At 39.4% G+C, this 23601-nt stretch carries 12 protein-coding genes; 9 read left to right on the top strand and 3 right to left on the bottom strand.

All coding sequences use genetic code 11. The features are described 5' to 3' along the window. Nucleotides 1–302 precede the first annotated feature (302 nt). The 3 genes from cspE (at nt 303) to BTO08_RS14880 (ending at nt 2140) form a co-directional block, all read left to right on the top strand. Nucleotides 303–512 carry a transcription antiterminator/RNA stability regulator CspE gene (gene cspE, locus BTO08_RS14890; protein WP_006644751.1) on the top strand — a complete coding sequence of 70 codons (210 nt, stop codon included), beginning with the start codon at nt 303–305 and terminating at the stop codon, nt 510–512. A gap of 187 nt (nt 513–699) precedes the next feature. Then, entirely contained in the window at nt 700–1368 is a 669-nt protein-coding gene (locus tag BTO08_RS14885) for an ABC transporter ATP-binding protein (RefSeq protein ID WP_105061502.1), read from the top strand. Then, nucleotides 1361–2140 (top strand): ABC transporter permease, encoded by a 780-nt coding sequence (locus BTO08_RS14880; RefSeq protein WP_242446273.1) that lies wholly within the window; start codon nt 1361–1363, stop codon nt 2138–2140. Before BTO08_RS14885 ends, BTO08_RS14880 begins: the two co-directional genes overlap by 8 nt. Nucleotides 2141–2211: 71 nt before the next feature. On the opposite strand, the gene pdxY is transcribed toward BTO08_RS14880, so the two are convergent. Then, on the bottom strand, nt 2212–3072 hold the full coding sequence (gene pdxY, locus BTO08_RS14875) for a pyridoxal kinase PdxY (protein ID WP_105061501.1): 861 nt from the start codon (nt 3070–3072) through the stop codon (nt 2212–2214). A 633-nt stretch (nt 3073–3705) separates the two neighbouring features. Here pdxY and BTO08_RS14870 point away from each other — a divergent pair. Beyond that, a complete protein-coding gene (locus tag BTO08_RS14870) occupies nt 3706–3906 on the top strand; it encodes a hypothetical protein (RefSeq protein WP_006644747.1) in 201 nt (66 codons plus the stop codon). Nucleotides 3907–4303: 397 nt separating this feature from the next. On the opposite strand, the gene BTO08_RS14865 is transcribed toward BTO08_RS14870, so the two are convergent. Both BTO08_RS14865 and BTO08_RS14860 read right to left on the bottom strand, forming a co-directional pair. Beyond that, complete coding sequence (locus tag BTO08_RS14865; RefSeq protein ID WP_105061500.1) at nt 4304–4684, bottom strand: AzlD domain-containing protein; 381 nt, start codon at nt 4682–4684, stop codon at nt 4304–4306. Nucleotides 4685–4698: 14 nt separating this feature from the next. Further along, nucleotides 4699–5475, bottom strand: a complete 777-nt coding sequence (locus BTO08_RS14860; protein ID WP_105061499.1) for an AzlC family ABC transporter permease — start codon at nt 5473–5475, stop codon at nt 4699–4701. Nucleotides 5476–5800: 325 nt separating this feature from the next. Here BTO08_RS14860 and BTO08_RS14855 point away from each other — a divergent pair, with 325 nt between their 5' ends. The 5 genes from BTO08_RS14855 (at nt 5801) to BTO08_RS14835 (ending at nt 23530) form a co-directional block, all read left to right on the top strand. After that, nucleotides 5801–6181, top strand: a complete 381-nt coding sequence (locus BTO08_RS14855; RefSeq protein ID WP_008989716.1) for a RidA family protein — start codon at nt 5801–5803, stop codon at nt 6179–6181. A gap of 46 nt (nt 6182–6227) precedes the next feature. Further along, on the top strand, nt 6228–7517 hold the full coding sequence (locus BTO08_RS14850) for a serine dehydratase subunit alpha family protein (RefSeq protein WP_105061498.1): 1290 nt from the start codon (nt 6228–6230) through the stop codon (nt 7515–7517). Between the two features lie 215 nt (nt 7518–7732). Next, on the top strand, nt 7733–8386 hold the full coding sequence (locus tag BTO08_RS14845) for a helix-turn-helix transcriptional regulator (RefSeq protein ID WP_105061497.1): 654 nt from the start codon (nt 7733–7735) through the stop codon (nt 8384–8386). A gap of 210 nt (nt 8387–8596) precedes the next feature. Continuing rightward, the gene (locus tag BTO08_RS14840; protein WP_105061496.1) at nt 8597–9379 is read left to right on the top strand and encodes a hypothetical protein; all 783 of its coding nucleotides are present in this window, start codon (nt 8597–8599) and stop codon (nt 9377–9379) included. Between the two features lie 48 nt (nt 9380–9427). After that, the gene (locus BTO08_RS14835) at nt 9428–23530 is read left to right on the top strand and encodes an L-type lectin domain-containing protein (protein WP_105061495.1); all 14103 of its coding nucleotides are present in this window, start codon (nt 9428–9430) and stop codon (nt 23528–23530) included. The last annotated feature ends 71 nt before the right edge of the window (nt 23531–23601 follow it).

Here is a 23601-nt window from a genome sequence, read left to right as displayed (position 1 = left end):
TTAATAGAATATTAACTGGATAATTTGTGTTTAACCTTATGATATATATTGTCTTTGTTGCTCTTGGTATTAAAAAATAAATTATTTCAAAAATAAAGCTATACAATTTCCTAAATATCATTACTATAGTCCTCGGCCTGTAAGTCAGACCTATTTATATGTAACATTATGTTTTAGAAAATCTTCGCTGTAACGCTATACCAGTGTCATGAAGCTTTCCACTCATAAGCTATAACGTAAATAATTCTTTTCTGGCTACATACGCATTTTTGCGAATTATTTAAAAAATATTGGAGACTCTCATGTCTAAATCAACTGGTATCGTTAAGTGGTTTAACGAAGAAAAAGGTTTCGGTTTCATCACTCAAGACAACGGCGGCGCTGACGTATTCGTTCACTTCCGTGCTATCACAGGCGAAGGCTTCAAGACTCTTGCTGAAGGTCAAAAGGTTGCTTTTGATATCGAACAAGGTCAAAAAGGCCCTCAAGCTGCTAACGTTGAAAAAGCTTAATTCTTTTTTGCGTTAAATGTTTGAAAAATGCCGACGTTATGTCGGCATTTTTGTATCTGTCATCTGCTAGAATCATCTCTTCCTCTCTATTTATGCCTTTATCGGTATCATTACTTTAAAATTATTTGAGTCACTGTTATTGCTCCCATACACTAGCTCTATTCGTTGTGTTTTCGGTTGCTATATCATGTCAGCTAATTCTTATTCTTCTCATCCTCGACAGCTTATCTTTCATAAATTGCGCTCTGGTTTTGAAGCTTCTTCAGCTCCTCCTCTTTCGGCTGCACTTCATGTGGGGCAGCATCTTGCTATTTCAGGTGTCTCTGGTTGTGGTAAAAGTAGCTTGTTACAGGTGATTGCTGGTTTAAAAGCCCCTCAGTCTGGCGAAGTACTTTATAACGATCAGCCAATAAGTGAGAGTGCTTTACATTTTTGGCGTCAGCAGATCTGTTATTTTCCTCAGCAAGCTGTAATGGGAGGAGAATGTGTACGTGATGTACTTCACCTTCCATGGCGACTTAAAGCGATAAGCCATTTACCCTTACCAGATGAACAAGCATGCCTTTCAGCGCTAAAAAAAGCCGGTATTGATGTGCTATTAGAAAAGACGATAGCGTCTCTTTCTGGTGGTGAGAAACAGCGTGTCGCTATTGCGAGAGGGTTACTTATGCAGCGAGAAATATGGTTAATGGATGAGCCAACGTCCGCATTAGATCCCGTTGGGCGAGATCATATTATTCAGTTGATTGAAGACAGTTCGTTAATATGTATCTCGGTATCACATGATCCTGTTTGGCTAACAAGTGCAACACACGTACATACTATGTCGTTGAGTAAGGATGAGTGTAATGTCTGAACCAATCAATAGTACTTTGGATATTCATTGGCTGGCGATGGCGGGTTTCTACCTGCTGCTACTTATCCCAATATTCTTGTTTCAACGTTGGCAGTTAGGGTTAAATCGCACCTTAATTAATGGCGTATTACGCATGACATTACAGCTATCTGTTGTGGGTATTTATCTTCATACCTTATTTGGTTTGCAGAGTGTGGCGATAAACATGCTGTGGTTAACTATCATGGCATTAATGGCAAGCTATACGATTTGTAAACGGGCAGAGGTGAATATAAAGCGTGTTTTGCCTGCAGTAATAACAGGGCAGTGTGCTGCATTATTGGTTGCTTTACCTGTCATGCTGATAGGGGTAATTCAAGTCAATCCTTGGTGGCAAGCACAATATATGATCCCAATTGCTGGGATGCTGCTTGGTAATAGCTTAATGGCAAATGTATTAGCACTATCACGCTGGGGGAGTTTATTAAAAGATAATCATCCTGAATATCAGTATTACTTGTCATTAGGAGCTCCTGATCCTGCTTTACCGTTTATACAAACAGCAGTTAAAGCAGCATTAACCCCACAATTAGCCGCGATGACGACATTAGGGATTGTCAGTTTACCAGGAATGATGACTGGACAAATTTTAGGTGGAGCGGCCCCGCTGGTGGCAGTGAAATACCAACTAGTGATTATGGTCGCGATTTTTATTTCAGGGGTGATTTCAGTGGCAACAACGTTAAGTATTGTGAGACGAGTGACGTTTAATGCGTATGGGGAAGTGCAATAAGTACTATTTTCGGCAATAAAAAAAGCAGCGATTAAGCTGCTTTTTTGTTTGTTCTTTTATCAGAGCAAGGCTTATTCGTTGATTGCGCTGATTGGGAATACTTCACTAGGTGCAACAATCTCATCTTGTGCTGCAATGGTTTGTAATTCCCATTCGCCACGTTTATGTGTTTCTTTTAACACCGCGTAGCAAGCATTATGTGCATGTTCAAAAGCCTGTTCTGGTGCCCAGCCTTTCAATAGCCCTGCCGTAAATAATGATGAGATCAAATCACCTACACCAACAGGTTGTTTATCAAACTTAAGATGTGGACGTTGCGCAAGGAAACAACCATTTTGCGTTGCTAGCATCATCGTAAACTTATCATCAGATATACTGTGTAAGTGCTTAACAAGTACCATTTTAGGCCCCATTGTTAAGGCTTTTTGACATGCAGTAACAGCATCAGCAAGGTTATTGATTTCCATGCCGACAAATTGGCTTAGTTCGAATTGATTCGGCACGATGGCATCAGCAATAGGCATTACATCATTAATCAGGTATTCAGCGATACCATCTGCAACAATACAGCCTTTTTCTGGATCACCCATAACAGGATCACAGATATAAATTGCATTCGGGTTTTGCTGCTTAACCTTTTTCACGGTATCGATAATCGCAAGACATTGTGCTGCACTACCTTGATAACCAGTCAGTACTGCTTCGCAGTTCTTTAATTGATCAATGCCTTCAATGCCTGCAACAAGCTCATTAATATCATCACCAGAGAAAGCTTTGCCTGTCCAACCTTCTTTATATTGGGTGTGATTAGAAAATTGCACAGTATTAAGTGGCCATACTTCAAATCCCATACGTTGCATAGGAAAAACAGCAGAGCTATTTCCTGCGTGACCATACACAACATGTGATTGAATAGATAGAATACCTTTCATCGAAGTTCCTTATAACCTTCGGTCTCTTTAAGCATACTTTACCCTTGCTTATATAAGAAACCTAGTCATTTTATATCGTAATTATTCCTTTCATTTATGCAGATTAAAAAATAGACGATTATTTATGTCATTATCGTACTTATTTTAGGTGAAAGTTTGTTATTTATAATTGAAGATTGTTTTATTGTAGGTTTTGCCTCTATTTTTGTTTGTTTTTTGACCGCGTTATGGTTTTTATAATAAATAGAAAACGATATTTTTTTATTTTAAAAACAATGGCTAAGGTTTTTCTTCAGTGGTTATCCACAGTTTTTTACAAAAAAAAGACATAAAAATATTTACAGAATAAAATTTAGCGTTTAATGTCTATCTCGTCTGTTACTCGGACCTCATGTGTTTTTTTAATCAAAACGTCATTTCTAACATTGTTATTCGTTATTGTTGCAAACGAAAGGCGCAATGATCGGCTAAAAGAAGGGTGATCTTTTAGCTCAGAAGTAGTAGGTCAATGAGTAAAACGATAATTACCACAGTTATTATTAATTGGTGGTTTTAACTATTCGAACTCAAATTGATAGCCACAAACAAAACCGCTAATTTAAAGCGCTGTTTGGGCTGAAAGGAAATATAACTATGACTTCACAAACAGGTATTATTCGTAGCTTCAATCCAGTAGAAAAGATTGGCTTAATTACTAGCGATCTTGGTGGCGATATTCGTTTTGACGCATCTCAAGTATGCAGTCATTCACAGCCTTCATCTGGTAGCATGGTTGAATTTTCTCTTGACGATTCAAGCAATAAGCTAAAAGCAGTAAAAATTCGTTTCATCTAAAAACGATAAATTATAACTCATACTCTTTATAGATTATGAGAATAACATTCAGCCTAAGAAATAATATAACTATTATATCTTGGGCTGTTTTGTTTTATGGTATTAAAAATTAACTGTTCATTACTATTAATGATTTCTTTATATAAATACATTTAGAACATACAAGTTTATGCTTCGCTAAATAAACAAGTTATCTAAAGATGCTAAATTTCACTGATAGTGATTTAGCCTAGAAATGATAATAAAGAATTGTCCCTCTAATATCATATTTTATCTACTGTTCTTCATGACGAACAGGTGTAACACAGGCAACCGAATCAAAAAATTGTTATTGGATGAACGTAATTAAAAAAAATCCCGAGCTAAACTCGGGATTTTTGTGTATCAGTCTTAATTGTTACGCCATGAAATGCGTTAAGAACTGAGTAATTGGTTCTAAGTAATTTTGGAAGATGACTAATGAGATTAAGCCACTAATTACCACCCAGATAAGTCCAAAACGAAGACTAACGATAGTACAAACAATCGCAGCGAGCACTTTTGGGTTTTCAAGGTTAAAGGCAAAGTTTGAACCTTTACCTAGAATTTCTACTGCAATGATTGCTGGCAATACTGTTACAGGTACAAAGCGTAATGTCTTTTTAAAACGCTCAGACATATTGAAGCGTCCTGCCATACCAATAACCGCGAAACGGATAATAAATGTGGCTACAGCCATCACTAAAGATAAGTAAATTACAAATTCGTTACTTAAAGCGATATGTGCATGAGAATCCATAAAAGTAGCCCTTATTATTCAGCGATTGCGTTGATTGGTTGAGTATTGTTTTGCTCTTTATCTTCTTTTTTAATTTCGTGACGAACTTCTTCTTTCAACTCGGCTTCCATACGCTCAGTTGATAAATCCATTTTGTAGCCTGCGTACACACCAACGACAGCCGCTACAACTAAGCCTAGTGAATAAGGAAGGCCTGAAAGTAAGATTCCGGTTACTGTAGCGACGACTGCAGCAACAATACACTCACGATTTTTAACTTGTGGGATAACGATAGCAATGAAGGCGGCAACCATCGCAAAATCTAAACCGTAATCGGCGATGTGAGGAAAATACGAACCAATCATGGCACCAGAGAAATCAGCAACAACCCAGTTCACCCAAAAACCAAACATTGCCGCTAAATAAAACCAATGACGCCCTGGTTTCTCATGTTTCATCTCACCAACGGTTGCAGCGTATACCTCATCGGTTAAGCCGTATGCCATTAGTGCGCGTGTCGGCATCGAGTATTCTTTTACATATTCAGACAGTGACGCGCTATATAGAATGTGGCGTAAGTTGATAACAAAGGTTGTTAACGCAATCACAATCAATTCCGTTGAAGATTGCACCAGACCAAGCGCAACCATCTGTGCTGAGCCTGCAAAAACAGTCAGTGACCATAACGTACTTTGTAGAACGTCCATACCAGCGTTAATACTGATTGCTCCCACAATAAATGAAAATGGGAATGCCCCTACGCAGAGCGGGAAGATTGCCTTTAAACCTGCTTGTATAAGTTGTTTTTTCATGCGGCGCCTATTTGTTCTGTGTCGTTAAATGAAAAAAAAATTGCAATTAAGCTGAGTAATTATCTTTTTTGCTGTCTTATTTTTATGCAAATATATTTTAATATTACTTTTTGTTCAATCATTTTTACCACAATGCTATTAACATATTTTTACATAGTGGCGTTTTATTGATATTATTTTCTTATTTATCTCTATTTATCAGTGGTTTAAAAAATAATTTTTATATATGGAAATATTGATCTCAAAAATAAACGCAAAAAAAATTGCAATTATTGATTTTTAAGGGTTAAACTAAATTTGAATTTTCGATAGCGAGATAAAAATTATGACAAAAGTAATCACATCTAAATCAGCACCAGATGCAATTGGTCCTTATTCACACGGTAATGCATTTGGCGATTTGATTTTTACATCAGGTCAGCTTCCTGTGTGTAAAGAGAAAGGTGGCATTGTTGATGGTGGTATTGCAGAACAATCTCGCCAGTCATTAGTTAACTTACGTTCTGTTCTTGAAGCAGGCGGTGGTGACATGGATACGGTTTTAAAAACAACGTGTTACCTAGCAAACATTGAAGACTTTGCTGCATTTAATGCAGTTTATGCTGATTTCTTTAAAACAGAATGCCCTGCACGAAGCTGTTTTGCAGTGAAAGATTTACCTATGGGCGCGTTGGTTGAAATTGAAGCGATTGCACACCGTAAATAATTAGAACTGCATTAAACAATAAAAATAAAACCGTTAGGGGTTACTTATGAATACACAATGGCAGCAATATAAAAATATTATCAATACAGTTGTTAAACCTGCGTTTGGTTGTACAGAGCCTATTTCAGCCGCTTATGCATCAGCCGTTGCTGCTGAGCTACTTGGTCGAGCACCTGAAGAATTAGACGTTAAGGTTTCTGATAACCTATTCAAAAATTCTATGGGAGTTTTTGTACCAGGTACAGGGCGTATTGGTTTACCTATTGCCTCCGCTGCTGGTGCTATTGGCGGTAACCCTAACGGTGGTTTAGAAGTGCTGGTAAATATTACGGCAGAAGATGTAGAGAAAGCGCAACAACTGATTGATAACGGTAAAATTAAAGCTGGTCGTAAAGACGTTAAAGAGTTTATTTACTGTTGTGTAGAGGCCAAAGCGGGTGATGATGTCGCGATGGTTGAAATTAGCGGTGGTCATACACAAGTTGTGAAAAAAATGCTGAATGGCAAAGTTGTGTTTGATGCGTCTTCTGATGAAGGTACCGGTGAGAAACCAAAATCAACGGCGTCTGTGTGTGAAGGTGTCGACATCTCAATCAAAGGTATTTATGAGTTTGCTACCAGCGTTGATTTTGAAGAGATTAAATTTATTCTAGAAGCGCGCGATTTAAATAGTGCGTTATCAGATGAAGGTTTAAAACATGCCTATGGTTTAGAGGTAGGTAGAACTATTCAAAAAAGCATTGCGAAAGGGCTATTTGGCGATGGTTTAATTAACAATATAGTAATGCGTACTGCTGCGGCATCAGATGCTCGCATGGGTGGTGCAACATTACCTGCCATGAGTAACTTCGGTAGTGGTAATCAAGGTATTGCTGCAACTATGCCGATAGTTGGAATGGCTAAGCATTATGGCTCTTCTGAAGAACAACTAGCACGCGCGTTAATCATGAGCCACCTTGGCGCTATTTATATGAAATCATTCTATCCGCCACTATCACCATTCTGTGGTAATGCAGTAACAAGTTCTGCAGCTGCTATGGGTATGGTTTATCTAGCAGGTGGTAATTTTGAGCAAATGTGTTCAGCGATTCAAAATACCCTAAGTGATACCACTGGTATGTATTGTGATGGCGCGAAATCAACGTGTGCTATGAAAGTTAAAAGCTCAACAAACTCTGCGGTAATGAGCTTTTTAATGGCAATTGAAAATCATGAAGCGCAATCTCAAGGCATTGTTGCTGAAGATGTTGAAACAACTATTCGTAATGTCGGTAAGATGGTTCGATTTGGTATGGTAAATACTGATGCAACAATCATTGATATTATGTCGGCATAAGTAACAAGAATTATAAGAGCCATTGCAAGTAATCATGTTCATCGGGATATGATTATGCAATGGCTTTTTCTATTTCTAGAAAGTCGCACTGTTTTTATGAATTCTTCTTTATTTTCATTTAAAGAGAAAAACGTAGATACTCTGAATGTATTATTATTGATACAATAATAACAATGAAGTCATTGGGAACGTTATGTTCAAAGAGGGGATCAAGCGTGAATGAATTAACCGAAAGCGATTACGACATCCTCCGTGCGATGGAGAATATCGTTGATGGTATTGCGGCAATGTGGGGAGAGCATACAGAAGTGCTACTACATTGTTTGGATGCAAATAACCCATCAATTATTAAAATTGCGAATGGTCATATTACAGGGCGTGAAGTCGGTGCACCAATCACGAATATTGCGTTAGTAAAGCTGAATGAAGGTAAAGATGTTTCTGATGCTTATATTACCAAAAGTCCTGATGGTAAAACATTACGCTCATTAACAACCATTATTCGAAATAAACAAAATAAAGCAATTGGTATGTTATGCGTAAATTCTAATTTAGACGCACCGTTTCAGTCGATGATGCAAAGTTTGTTACCTAATATCCATTCGCATTTTGAGTTTGGAGTAACATCAGAAACGTTCGCAAGAAATAATGATGAAATGATGCACAGTTCAATTGAAAATGTGCGAGAACAAGTGGTGAATGATAGCAGTATCCCGCCATCGAAAAAAAGCCGTGAGATAGTAACTCGTTTACATGAATTAGGCATTTTTGATCTAAAAGATAGTGCACAAATTGCAGCGAAAGGATTAGATATATCTATTCATACAATCTATCGTTACCTTCGTGAAATTCGCGCCCACGAAGCGTAATTAATAACTGTTACTTGTTCTAAATAGCCTCTCATAGAGGCTTTTTTTATTTATAAGCGACAAACTTCCCTTTTATGTAAAGCTAACCGAGAGGGGGGAATTAACTATTCTATGAAATAATTATCCTCAAAAATGTCATATTTTCCGTGATTACTTGGCGTAAAAATTGCCTGTTCTCTGTAGGGGTAAATTTGTTTTTGGGGAGGGGCTATGTATATATACAGTATTATATTGTTATGTTTACTGGTTTCTTCTTCTGTGCAGTCGTGTATTTTGAGATATCAAAATGAGTTTGCAATATCTCTTGAATCTCCGGTGAATCTATCTACAAACAATAAGAAGATTATAATAAAAAACAAGAAAAATATTTATCAGTTTAATGAAAGTAAGACATTAAAACTAATAGATAAAACCAACGATATATTAATAAGTTCAGAATACATTTCTCAAGTAAATTCTTCCGATTTAAACACACAGTTAGAAAAATTTATAGCTCATCAGGATGACATTTCGTTTGTTGGAAGTGTTGAAAATAACGATATGATTTACTTAGTTGGTCATAATGGTATTCAGAATACGCTATTTGAGTTTAATAAATCAGACTTAATTGATTTTGATAATGCAAACCGATTTGTGAATGTAACAACTTACGACATTCTTACCCCTAGTTATGATGGTGTAGGAGCCCTAGTTTCAGATTTAGCAATTAATCCCTTAAATAATACTCTTTACGTTTCATCGTTTATCCCAATAAATAAATCTAACAAACAAGAATATATAAACTACGTTGCGCCTATACATTTAGATTATATTCATTTTAGACGTGATATTGGAATGTACTTTGAGGCAAAAGATATTCAAAAAGAAAATAAAAATCAAAAGATTGAATCGATTGCTGTCCTTCCTATTGAAGGTGATATCACGGGCTTGTATTTATCTATGACTGATAACAAAGGTTCCAGCCGAATTCTTAAATATCAGTTATTAGACTAATTTTTAATATTTTGTTTTCAAAGAATTATTCAAATAGGAATAAGAAATATGAGAATAGATAATCATAATATACTTAAAATTATTTTTGTATTTATAATATTCTTACTTATTGCTTCATTTTCAAACGCAAGTTATGCATCTCACTGGCGTGGTGGTGCGATGACATGGGTTTCAAGTGACTTGGATGGCGATGGTAACAAGAATGACGTTATCGTTACTTTAAAAACAGCATGTCGAATAGGAGCTAGTTGTCAGGGGGCAGTATCTTTATCTCCTACAATATCTCCGACTAGTCAAACAATTACAGTAGATCAAAATGTTAATGGCGCTTATAGACTAGAAGTTAAAGAGATTGTATTTAAAAATCTCGATTTAAATACAACTTATACGGCTGCTTATAATTCTTGTTGTCGTATTGCAGGGTTAAAAAATAACTCGAATGGTAGCTGGAGTATTCAGTCAACAATTCTATTAAAAAATGGTAACCGTTCACCTTTAATAGATATGCCAATCCTATATCAAGTACCGCAACGTTATACTGATGGTACGGTACTTGTAAATTACCAAAAACTTATTCCTGCTTTGGACCCTGATGGTGATAGCACAAAATTCCGTATGGCAAATACTTCAGAACTAGGGGGAGGAGCTAACCCTGGTGGTATGTCGATTGATGAAAATACGGGCTTATTAACGTGGACGAACTCAGGTAATTTAGCCGCTGGCTTGTATAGTGCTGGTATCGTCGTCGAAGACTATGATGACCAAGGCAATATGAAATCAAAAACCCACTACGATATTATGTGGGAATTAAAAGGGGCTGCTGAAATAGCAGACTATTCCGGTTATCCAAGTGATGAAGTTGTTGTAAAAAAAGGAAATAGCTATAGTTTTACGGTAACAGGCACTAATATTGAAGTGCTTAGCCTCGGTGATATCAATGGTGCTCTTACAGAGCCTACCCCCAATACATTTACCTTTACACCCGGTCCTGTAGGTACAGGGTTAGATCCTGGTATTTATCCAATGACGTTCCAAGTGATCGATACAACAGGAACTTATGTCGATAGTTATTTCACCGTTACTTATATTGTTCCCGATCCACGAGCGCCAGAATTGCATGATATTCATGGTGACTTTTCAGGTTACTTCTCTGGTGATTTAGTTCATTTAGATAATGGTAATGATGCAACTTCTACGGATTTAGACAGTACGCACTATAACACTGGGCAGTTAAAAATAACGCCTAGCTACCAAGATGCCATAAATGAGCGAGTATATATTCAGTCGGTTGGTGATGGCGCTGGAGAAATTCGCTTTGATAATGTAACAAATGAAGTCTTTTATGAAGGTGATTTAATTGGTGTTGTAGATCCTGCGAAAGATGGTGATGGGGTTGCGCTACAAATTAATTTTACTACCGATGATGCGACACCGACCGCCACTGGCGCCTTAATGCGTTCGATATATTTCCAAGATAACAGCGGTATTGATGGTAATCGTAAAATTAGTTTATTTATCGTTGACGATACCGGATTAAGTAATATTTATGCCTTAAATGTTAGCGCTGTACTTTCTGATACTGGTGATGCGTTATTAACTGGTGATCAGGCTTACCATGCTGAAAGAGATGCTAATAAAAATGGCACTTCAGATCTACGCTTGGGCACATTGTGGGATGGTGATGGCGGTACTCAAAATGCCGCTGCAGATGCTGATGATAATGACGGTACAGATGATGAAGATGGGGTAACTTTCCCACTTTTTGGTAATTCTATTGGTTCAAATGTAGACATTGTCATAAATATTCAAGAAGAGAGTGATAACGGACGTCAAGTGCATGGCTGGATTGATTTTAATGGTGATGGTGTTCTAGATAACTCAACAGAAAAAGTGATCACAGATACCACTGCTGTTGTTGGTGATAATACCTATCCTGTCTCTATTCCAAATAGCGTTCAACCAGGCGAACGTTTCCTAAGAGTGCGCTTATGTAGTAGTGGGGAAACGTGTAATACCCAAGGAGGGAAAACTTATGATGGTGAAGTCGAAGACTACTTGATCCGAATTGGTGATATTGATTTTGGTGATGCACCAGATTCAAGTTCATCCACAACTGCTGAAAATTATCTCACTCTTGATGCGCATGGTGGCCCTTACCAATTTATCGATAACAATCTTTATATTGGTTCAACGATACCTGATGCAGAACAAGGTACTCTTCAAGATGCAAACGCGAATGCTGATAATTCAGATAATACTAATGATGAGAGCGGATTAAATATTGTTCCTATTCAAAGCTCATCTACCGATTATAAACTTTATATACCAACGACTAATCAATTAACGACGATGGCAACCTTAGTCGGTTGGATTGACCTTAATCGTAATGGTCTATTTGAAGATTCAGAAGGGCAATATGCTTATGTGCCTGCAGGAGCGGTACAAGCCAGAACAGAGTTAGAGTGGAATGGTATCTCACCAAGCAACCACACACATTTATTTATGCGTTTACGCCTTATTAATCGTGCAATAAATGATATATCTGAAGTCTCATCAATAGGCGGAGATAGTATTGGTGAAATAGAAGATCACCTGATAATAATGAGTGATATTGATTTAGGTGATGCGCCTGATAATTACGGTGTTGATCCTTCTTTAGGTGGTGCTTATCACCTTATTAGTAACACTGCTAACTTATACCTTGGTTCATCAAATATTGATTCTGATCTGAGTGCGCAAGCATCGCTGGATGCCTCTGGTGATGATCTCTCCGGTAGTGATGATGAAAATGGTGTGACTTCAACCTTATTACCCATTCCTTCCGGTTCTACTATTTATTCTGTTGATTTAAATGTTCGGAATACATCTGGCAGTAATGCCTATCTTATTGGTTGGATTGACGCTAATCGTAATGGTGTATTTGATACGATTGAAGGGCGAGTGGAAACTATTGCTTCTGGTCAAAACGGCAGTTATACCTACTCATTCAATCAAGATCAGCTTCGTTATTTAACAGAAGGCATGAGTTATATCCGTTTCCGCTTATCGACTGATCCTCTAACAGTTACTGATTATGGCGGTATGGCAAGTGATGGTGAAGTGGAAGATTACAGCATCTTACTAGGTGGTGTTGACTTCGGTGACTTACCTGATACATCGAGTAGTACAGCGGTTAATAACTATCAAACTGATTTTGAAAACAATGGTCCATACCATAGCATTGATGCATTAACGACGTTGTATTTGGGTAGCCAAGCTCCTGATGCTGATACAAGCTCTTTACAATCAGCAAATGCGGATGGTGATAATTTAAATGCGACTAACGATGAAGACGGTTTAGTCACACTCATTCTACCTGTAATGGGCAATGGTGCCGGTTATCAAGCTGATGTTTCAGTCACAAATAACTCAGGTTTAAGTGCCTACCTCTATGCTTGGATTGATTGGGATAGGGACGGAAGCTTTGAATCAGATGAGTTAATCCAACAAGCTGTAACTCAACCTTATGGTGTGCAACTTATTCCTGCTAATAGTGGTACGCAAACCTATTCTTTAAGCTGGTTGAATGATGTCGCGACATCAAACAATACTACTTATGGTGTTCGTTTACGTATCACCACAGACATGCTTGCTGATGACAGTAGTACCGTTAATATTGATGAGCGTTCACTGGGAGTAGCGTCTAATGGTGAGGTTGAAGATTATTTCTTATCAGCAAGCAACAAGATTGATTTAGGTGATGCGCCTGATAGTTATAAAACAACCATAGCAAGTGATGGTCCTGCTCATAACTACAGTAGTGGCTTGTATTTAGGTGCGAGTACTATTGATTCCGAGTATTCCGTAATACCAAGTGCAATCGCTGATACTGATGATACAACTGGCTCAGATGATGAAACCGGTATTAATACACCGTTGCCAATTTATTTCTCTAATACTGGTACTTATAGTGTTGATGTGGCTGTCAATAATAGCTCAGGTTCAACCGCGACATTAGTAGCATGGTTAGATATTAATGGTGATGGTCAATTTAGTAGTAATGAAGTGGTTGATGAATTACATGTTGCTGCGAATAGTACTCCTTTCTCTAACACGTCTTTCAGTGCTGATAACTATCCAACAGGTAATAATAACCTTACGAATAAAGTGACATTGACGTGGAATAATATCACGGCATTAACTGTAGGGCCTGTTGCTTTACGTGTGCGTATTGCTAATACCTCACTAACGGCTGATGACTGGTTTGGTTATGTGCAGGGTGGTGAAGTTGAAGATTATATGGTGGAGGTGCGTGGTGCTGATTACGGTGATGCGCCTTCAAGTTTTGGTAGCGCTTCGCATTTAGGTAGTAGTAGCGATATTAAATTAGGTACAGCCCTTGACCTTGATTCTGGTAACTGGGGTGATGGCACTGATACTAATGGTGACGCAACCGATGATGATACAGTCGATGATCCAGTAAATGGCATTAATGATGAAGACAGTATTGCAGTAATTCAAACCATAGAAGCGGATGATACTAATTTCAGTGTTAATATTTCGGTTACAAATAATCATACAACTAACGCGAACCTTTACGTCTGGTTTGATAGTGACGGTAACGGCACTTTTGATGTTGATGAGTTAGAAACAGCAGTTGTTAATGCAGGATCTGGGACATACACAGAAACGATAAACTGGAATGGAATCGTGCCGAAATTTGGTACTCGCTATCTTCGTGCTCGTATTACATCGAATACTTTAAGTACAACGGCGACAGGTTCTGACTCGGATCCTCGAGCAACGAATACGGCAACAGATGGTGAAGTGGAAGACTATGCTGTTCCAGTGACATTTACACACAGAAGTAATAGAGATGCATCAACAACAGACACCGACAATGACGGTGTAATGGATGATATTGATGTCGATGATGACAATGACGGTATCTTAGATGTTGATGAAATGATCACCGCAGCAAATTATCTTTATACTGATTATTTTGAATCAGCAGATCCTAACAACCCGAATGGGTGTCCATTAGTAAAACATACTGGTGATGGTAATTATGGCGCGCCAGCACATGTCGGTGGAATGGGAGATAATAATCATAATGGCTCTCCATTAGCTTGTGCTGGGCAAAATGGTATGGCGAGTTCTGGTCACCCCCAAGTAAACAACATTTGGCAGAACTATGGCGGGAGTTGCTCTAGTGGCAGATTTTATGGCTTTTTAACCTTATGTAATGAGTTCGATACAACAAGTCCTCGATGCCCACCTCAAAATGGCGGCGGAGCATTAGCTTTTAATGGTAACTTTTATCGTGTTTTAAATACGTATTTACCAACCGCGACACTACAAGGTGGAGTGACATATCAATTAAGGGTATTGATGTCACAAGGACCTATGACAAGAACTCAAGGGGTCATAAACGGTACTGCAATAAACCCTAATGAGACTATTGTTGGAGGCGAGCAATATTATACCTTTGACTACACGCCAGCGACGGATGAGCCACTATCACAGTTAGCGGTTAAAAATAATTTTGTTGCTTCGGGTGGTTTAACCAGTGGTGGCGGTAATGATTATGCATTATGCGGTGTTGATTTTGCGATAAAAGATTACATTGAAACAGTAGATACTGATAAAGATGGTATTGATGATCACGTTGATCTAGATAGTGACAATGATGGTATCCCTGATAATGTTGAGGCGCAAACTACCGCAGGCTATATCCCACCTAATAATGACTCTCTAGCTACTTATGCTGCGAATAACGGTTTAAATACTGCTTATATTACAGCTAATTATGGTCAAGATGGTATTACGCCAAATAATAATGATGGAACAGATAATCCTGATTGGCGTGATACAGACGATGATAATACTGAAACGGGTGATACCGATGAAGCGAATCTTACCAATGTATTATCAGGAACTGATAGCAACCTAGACGGTATTGATGATGCTATCTTACCACCACCATCACCTACAGCTATTTGGCAATCAGGTATTGTAAATTCATCAACAGGTACGATCTTTACATCGAATACTGATCTGCTGAATTACTACCCGAATAATGGTGCGGGTGAGGTGTTATGGCGAACCTCTAATGGTGCAGACCATGGTGATGCACCGGCAAGTTTTGGCGATGCTGTGCACAATCTGATAAATGGCGGACAACAAACTTTCTTAGGTTCAGTAACACCTGATGCCGATACTGGCGCATGGGGCGATGGCACTGATGATAATGTCGATGCAACGGATGATGATACTGCGGGCGATCCTGCAGGTGGTATAGATGATGAAGATGGCCTTGTGACCTTCACGACTATGTATGCTGGAGATACCAGTGTATCAATTACCGTTTCTGCGACAAATAATAGCGCAGGCAATGCAACACTTATTGGTTGGTTTGACAGCAATCATGACGGGCAATTTGATAGCACTGAAGCGGAAGTTCAAACCGTCAATGCAGGAACATCCAACGCTAATTTCAATTTCACCTTTACTACTTCGAGCCTCAATAATGGTAATTACTATGCACGCTTTAGAATTACCACTGAATCGTTAACAGATGCAGATTTCGCATCAACGGTATCTGATGGTGAAGTGGAAGATTATCAATTTGTAGTGACGACAAACTACGTTATTCAAAATTGTGAAAATAGCGCTGATCTCACTCAAAAATGGTGGGTACAAGGTGGTAATCGAGCAATTATCGACTTCACTAATCCAGACGGAAGCGGTTATCCAACCATTACACAAGCTAATGGTACGAACATGGCTACTGGCGCTGGGGGAACGGAAGGTACTGTTACAATTACCGATCCACTCAATGGTGAAGTGATTGCTTATGGTGATGGTAGTAATATTTACCATGGTCAAACAAATGCAGTTATATCAGTACCATTCCCAACAGGTGCCTCTGCTGATTTCCCTATTGCAATAACACCTAAACCTGGTGGTGATCTTAATAAGTTCTATATTTTTGGTAATAACTTCTCCCAAATTAGTGCTGGCGAGTTAGATTTTTCAACATCGAGTGTGAGTAACTTAGGGACTATTCAAAGTAGTTCTGGGTTGGAATCTCAATTGGTGGTGCCACACCGTAATCGTTCGGACTCATGGTTATTAACACTTAATCAAAGTGGGCAATTACAAGCGTATGCATTAACTTCAACGGGTATATCTTTCTCACCTGTTACTAGTTCAGTACCGGGCTCTAATGGTTCGAACAGTAAAGGGGCAATGGATTACTCACCAGTCACAGGTAAACTAGCTATCGCGAAAGATGGTATTAGTGCAATCTTTATTGGTGATTTCGATGCTAATACAGGTCAGATAAATAATGTGATTTCGGTAACCAATACCATTGCCCGCGTAGGCTCATCACCAAGATTTTCTCCTGATGGTCAACGTGTGTTTTTCGAAAATGCTGGTGGTGGTGATAACGGTCCTCTCACTTACTATGACATAGCGACGGATACTGTGACTGCAGTAAGTGGTATGCCTGGAACTGTCCAATCATTAAAATTTGGTCCAGATGGTCGCTTGTATGCGTGGCGTGGAACGAATTTAGATGTGATTGAAAATTGGGCTACTACGCCTACCTATACAACCAGTTTGACATTGCCGGGGAGTATTGGTGTAGAGAGTCTACCTGAAGTGTATGCGTACTGTAATTTCACGGGAGGAACGGTTTCACCAAAAGACTATGGTGATGCACCAGATACTGGCCTTGGTATTGGTAGTAATAATTATCGCACTTTAGCCTCTGATGGTGGTGCTGCCCATATTCTTGATGCAACAGTTTATCTTGGTACAACAGCGCCTGATGACGATAACGGAACGCTGCAAAATGCAGCAGCAAATGCCGATGATAATTCTGCAACAGCAGATGAAGACGGTGTATCGGTTACTGCATTGTCATCAGCTAGTACGAGTTTTACCACCTCAGTTATTGTTAATAATACAAGCGGTAACGATGCTTATCTCTATGCATGGATTGATTGGGATAATGATGGTGCTTTTGATAAATCAGAAGCATTGAGTGCAAATGAAATCGTGGTTGCAGATGGTGTAACCAATGGGCAAGAAACGCTAACTTGGCCTTCGATACCGAATATTGCAGCATTAAACCAAACCTACTTACGAGTGCGTTTATCAACAGAATCGCTACTAGATACAGTTTCTGGTGATAATGAGGATCCTCGCTCATTTGGAACTGCGGCTGGCGGTGAAGTAGAAGATTATCGTATCGCAATTGGTGCGTTTGATTTTGCTGATGCACCAGATAGTTACAATACGTCGAGCGCAACCAATGGTGCTGCTCATATCGTTACTTCCCAGTTATACCTTGGTGATCAGCAAGCTGATACTGAAGCTGATGGCGTGCCTGATCTTCTCGCTCGAAGCGATGATGTTAATGCTAACCCTGATGACGAAGATGGTATTAACATTCTTGTTCCAGTGCCATTGGATGCAACAGATTACAGTACGATTGTTGAAGCAACGAATTCGACCGGTTCTGACGCTACTTTATGGGTATGGATTGACTTTGATCAGAGCGGTGATTTTACCGCAGCAGATGCGCAATCTATTACGGTTCCAGATGGTACGAATCAGGGACAGTTCACATTAACATGGACGGGGTTAGGTGCTATTAGTTTAACCAATGGTATGACTTACCTACGTACGCGTTTAACAACCGATACACTAACCAGTAGTGATTGGGGGGGAATTGCCGGTAATGGTGAAGTGGAAGATTATTTACTTGCTATCGGTTTAGGTGATTTAGGTGATGCTCCAGACTCTTACGGTACTGATCGTGTTCAACTTACCACTGAAGGTGTTGGTCCAATGCATATCGTGGAAACAACGCCTGTGGTTTATCTAGGTGTTACACCTCCAGATGAAGAAGCCGATGGTTTTGTTGATGGTATCGATAATACGGGCGATGCTACTGATGATGATGTTGTTGGTGCTGATGAGGATGGCGTTATAATCCCACCAACAGTTAATGCGCAACCTGCAGTGCCTGTACAATTTACGACACGCGTACATACTGATGCTAACGCAACGTTATATGGCTGGTTAGACTTTAACCGTGATGGAGTATTTGATGTTGCAACAGAAGCTGCAACGCCACTTGCTTTAACCGCTGCCGATGAAGATACGGATCAAACGCTTAGCTTTAATGTACCGAGCGATGTGTTAACGGGTATTAGCTACTTACGTGTTCGTATCTGTCGCGATACGACGGATTGTTCAACACCACATGGATTAGCTGATGATGGTGAGGTTGAGGATTATAAAATCACACTAGATGTTGTATATGACTACGGTGATGCCCCTGAAAGTGCTGGTTTTAATACGTTAGAATCGAGCTTGGGTACACGGCATGCGACAGGCAGTCCATATATTTATCTAGGTACTGTTCCAGGTGATGTTGATACCGATGGCTTTGGTGATGGTACTGATACTAATGGTGATGCTACCGATGACGATACTAAAGGCACAGGTGATGATGAAGATGCATTCACTGTATTGCCTTCCTATACCAAAGGTTCAGGCACACTCACTTTAAACGTTGCGTGTAACGATCATGATGGTACCAGTGACTTAAGTGCAACCGTTTATGGCTGGGTTGATTTCAACATGAACGGTGATTTAACCGATACGGGTGAGTTTGCTCAGGCGGCGTGTAATGATACGAGTGGAACGGCAAATGGTTCAGCATCGTTAACCTTTAATGTTGTTGATGATTCTGGTGTAGGCATGCATTACCTTCGCTTACGTATCACGACTGACGTCTTAACCCAAGCCGATATTGACCTTTCAGCGGGTGATGGTGAAGTCGAAGATTATGAATTATCAACCCGTGATTATGGTGACGCTCCTGCTACTTATATTGCTGGTGGTGTGGCAAGTCACCATGTGGGGAGTAATTATATTGGTGCTGGTGTCGATGTTGATACTGGGCATTACACTGTAGTTGATGGTGATAATCTTCCTGCTGGTGCAACAGGTAACGGTGACGATGAAACCGGCACTACGGTTGTGCTGTATAACACGATTGCGAATACTGGTCTTAAGATGGCGGGTTCATACATTGAGTTGGATGCAACTCATAGTGGGTTTGTCTCTGTATGGGTTGATTGGAACAACAGTGGTGATTGGAACCAAGCTGGTGAGCAATCTATTAATGATATGGCTGTTACTGCGGGTAATAACATATTGCCAATACCAACACCGTCGTCATCAACTGGTACCCAATTCTGGACGCGTGTACGTTATTGTTCAACTGCAGGTGATTGTAATACGGTAACGGGTATTTCAAATGATGGTGAAGTAGAAGATCACTTTGTTACTTTAACTGACGTCAGTTGTTTATCTTTGGGCTCGCAATTTACTATGGTTTCAAGTGCGAATTCATTTGTTGATAACAATACCAATGAAATCATTATTACACCAAATTTAAACTCGCAAAGAGGTGCATTCTGGACGACTGATAAGTTCGATTTAGCTGCTCCATTTAGAGTGCGTTTTGGTATTTATTTAGGTAATAGCGATGCAGGAGCTGATGGTGTAACGTTCACCTTACAAAATGCTGCTGCTGGTAACCAAGCGATTGGTCAACTTGGTGGTGGTTTAGGCTCTCAGGGGCTAGATCCTGCGGTTACGATTGATTTTGATACCTACGCAAATGGAGCGAGTTATCTTGATATAGCAAACGATCACACTGCTATTTATGATCCTGCCCCATTCCCATTTACTCGTATTGGTACAACCACTCATGACTTGGACAATATTGAGGATAATCAATATCATGAAGTTATATTTGACTGGGACCCATCGACCAATACCTTCGATTATTATTTTGATGGTGTACTCAAAGAAACATTAGTACGAGATTTCATTAATCAAGACTTTAATGGTGATAGCAATGTTCACTACGGCTTTACTGGGGCAACAGGTGGCGCTAAGAATCTTCAGAAAGTATGTATCATAGATCAAACCATTAGCTTTACGGAGTATGATTTTGGTGATGCGCCTGATACCGCAATAGGTACTGCGAATGCCGATTATAACACCACTAAGATTGATAATGGTGCGATGCATGTACTGCATGATTATGATGACGATGGTCAAGTAGATATCATTTTAGGTGCAGAGTTAGATACGGATGATGGTAGTTTACAAAATCCTTCAGCGACTGCGGATGATATTGAAAATACGCCAAATGATGAAGATGGTGTGGTTTATAACACAACCATGAGACCTGGCGATCCAGAGACTATACAAGTCACCACCTTAGTTGACCCTGATACCGATCTTACTGGGCTAGAAGTATATGCTTGGATTGACTGGAACCGAAATGGTGATTGGTCTGATGCTGGTGAGCAGATAGTGGCAGATAATACTGCAACAGCAAATGCTCAAACCCCTTATAACTTCACTGTGCCAGCGAATGCCAGCCTAGGTTACACCTATATGCGGGTACGTGTATGTTCGAGCTCTGGATGTAATAACCCAATAGGTGAAGCTGCCGATGGTGAAGTTGAAGATTATCGTATACTTGTTTCTACTCTAAGTACGGTCAATACTTGTGACACTATTGTTCAAACAAAAGGTAATGGAAGTAACTTCGATTATGTTGCCTTTGATCCAACAGTTGATCCTGTTGAATTTAACTCATTAGTCTCACCGATGGGCTTGACTGATTACTCGAATATTCTTGGCGTAAATGCGCTGGGTTATAACCGAATAAATGGCCTTTTCTACGGGTTATTTAGAGATGGTAGCAGTGCAAATGAAGACTTTATCCTCTTTGTTACTGATCGCTTTGGTACTGACTTTATCCCATTAGGTAAGGTCTATGCTGATGGCGTTCAAACGTTTAATCATAGTGGTAATGGTGCAGTAAACTTTACGGATAGCCAAGTGCTTTCACGAACAGGATCTGGCACTAATATTTCAGGAATTAATCGAGGAGACGTTTCGCCTGATGGTCAGTATCTTTACGTTTGGAGTGGAACGATCGATGCCTTAATTCGCATTGATTTATTCACCCAACAATTTACCGCTATAACATTATCTTCAACACCTAACCTTGATGGTGATATTGCCTTTAATCCGAATAATAACCTGCTGTACAGCATTGATTTATCGGGAGGGAATTACAGCGAAATTGACCCATCGAATGGTAATGTTACGACCAGTGCAGTGACGTTTAATGGCTTGTTACCAGTGGATAACAGTGGCGGTGCAAGTGCTGGCGGAATGGTCTCAGATAATGGTGTGAATCTTTATGCCTTTGCGAATGGTGGTAACCATGATACCGATGGTGATGGTAGCCATGATCTCACAGATAGAACAGCAGTTTATCAACTCAATGTTATCACTGGGGAATTGGTTTTCGTCTCAGAAGCTCTTGATGTGTCACTATCAGGTAATGATGCCGCAGGGTGTTACTACTCACGAGATTATGGTGATGCGCCAGATTCTTATGGTGAGGTATATCATACATACCTTGATAATGGTTCTGAAGGAGATGCGGCCTTTGATGGTGATCCAGATTTAAGTTTAGGATCTCGTTGGGACAGTGAGTTTATTCAGTATAGTTCTGTCGATGCTCTAGGAGATGACAACAAAGGTATTAGTGATGAACAAGGTGTTGCTATGCCTGCAAGCATTACTGTAGAGACATCAACATTAATCCCGATTTCTGTACCACAAGCGTCAGGTTTCCTTAATGTCTTCGTTGATCTTAATGGTGATGGTGACTTTACCGATACAGGCGAGTTAATTTTTGAAGATGAAGCGATTAACGCAACACTAACGAACTTTGACTTTAATTTAGATGCGGGTCTAACGTCTGGCTATGATGGTGATACATTTGTACGTTTCCGTCTATGTAGTGCTATAGGTACCTGTAACTCTCCAACAGGAGATGCACCTGATGGTGAGGTCGAAGACTATAAGTTTGATTTGATTAACCAGATAGTACTTGAAGGTACCGTATTTGAAGATAATGGGACTGGTGGTGTTACGGCACATAATGGCATCCAAGAAGGCGCAGAACGCGGTATTGCGAACTATGTAGTAAGAGCAATTTTTAATGATACGCCTATTGCTGGCTATACAATGGGACAGGAAATTATTAGAACGACAACATTGGGTGATGGTAGCTATACCTTAGTGTTAGCCGTTCAATTTGCAGATAAAGATATTTTATTAGAAGTGGTGCCGCAAGCTGCTTGGATTGATATTTCAGAAGTGGATGTGACAGATCCTGCATTAGGTTTAGTCGGTAAAATTACCAATACTTCATTAACTGATAGCCAGATGCTAATTAATGCAAGTGCAGGTGATTACTTGGCAAATATCGACTTTGGTAAAGTCACTATGCCAACGTTAGAACCTGACAATTATACAGAAACGGAGCCTGGTGTTCCTGTCTTCTTCAGCCATAAATATAATGTGAATACTTCAGGTAGTGTCAGCTTTACTGTTGCCAATAAAAATAGTTCACCAACAGGGTACCCTTGGACAGAAGTATTGTATTTTGATGCTAACTGTAATGGTGAGTTAGACCCAGGTGTTGATGGTGTTGTGACAAACCCGACGGCTGTAAATGCTGATACGACATCGCAAGTGTGTATTATTGTCAAAGTCACCGTTCCTGCTAACGTTCCGTTGAACGCGATATATAACTATCAACTTAATGCAGATATTGTTTTCTCTAATACAGCTGTTACTAATCAAGTGAGTGACGTTGACACAATTAAAGTGAGCTTCAGTCAAGCGGGTGAGTTAGAAATAGAGAAAACAGTGAAAAATATCACCCAAAACGATGCTGAAAGTCGTAGTAATCAAGCAAGACCTGGAGAAACCTTGGAATATACCATTTATTTCATTAATAACGGTTCGGGTCCAATTGATACTATTAAACTATTTGATGCTGTACCTGAATTTACTGAATTAACCTCAGTGATCAGCTGTACTTCTCCTGCGACATCACTGCCGGCAAGTATTGTTTCTTGTAATGTAACAACGGTAGATGGAACCAATCAGTCGGGTTATGAAGGCGGTATAGAGTGGGAGTTAGGTGGTACATTAGCCCCTGCTGAACGTGGGCATGTGACGTATCGCGTTACGATTAAATAAACTCAAATTTCGTCGCAAATAACAAATATAAATAAAACACTTTAGGGTAAGTCAAATAATAGGCTTATTTT

The sequence above is a fragment of the Photobacterium angustum genome, from assembly GCF_002954615.1.
GTDB lineage: Bacteria > Pseudomonadota > Gammaproteobacteria > Enterobacterales > Vibrionaceae > Photobacterium > Photobacterium angustum_A.
Note: the sequence above shows the minus strand (reverse complement) of the source record. Positions and strands in the feature narration are given on the sequence as shown.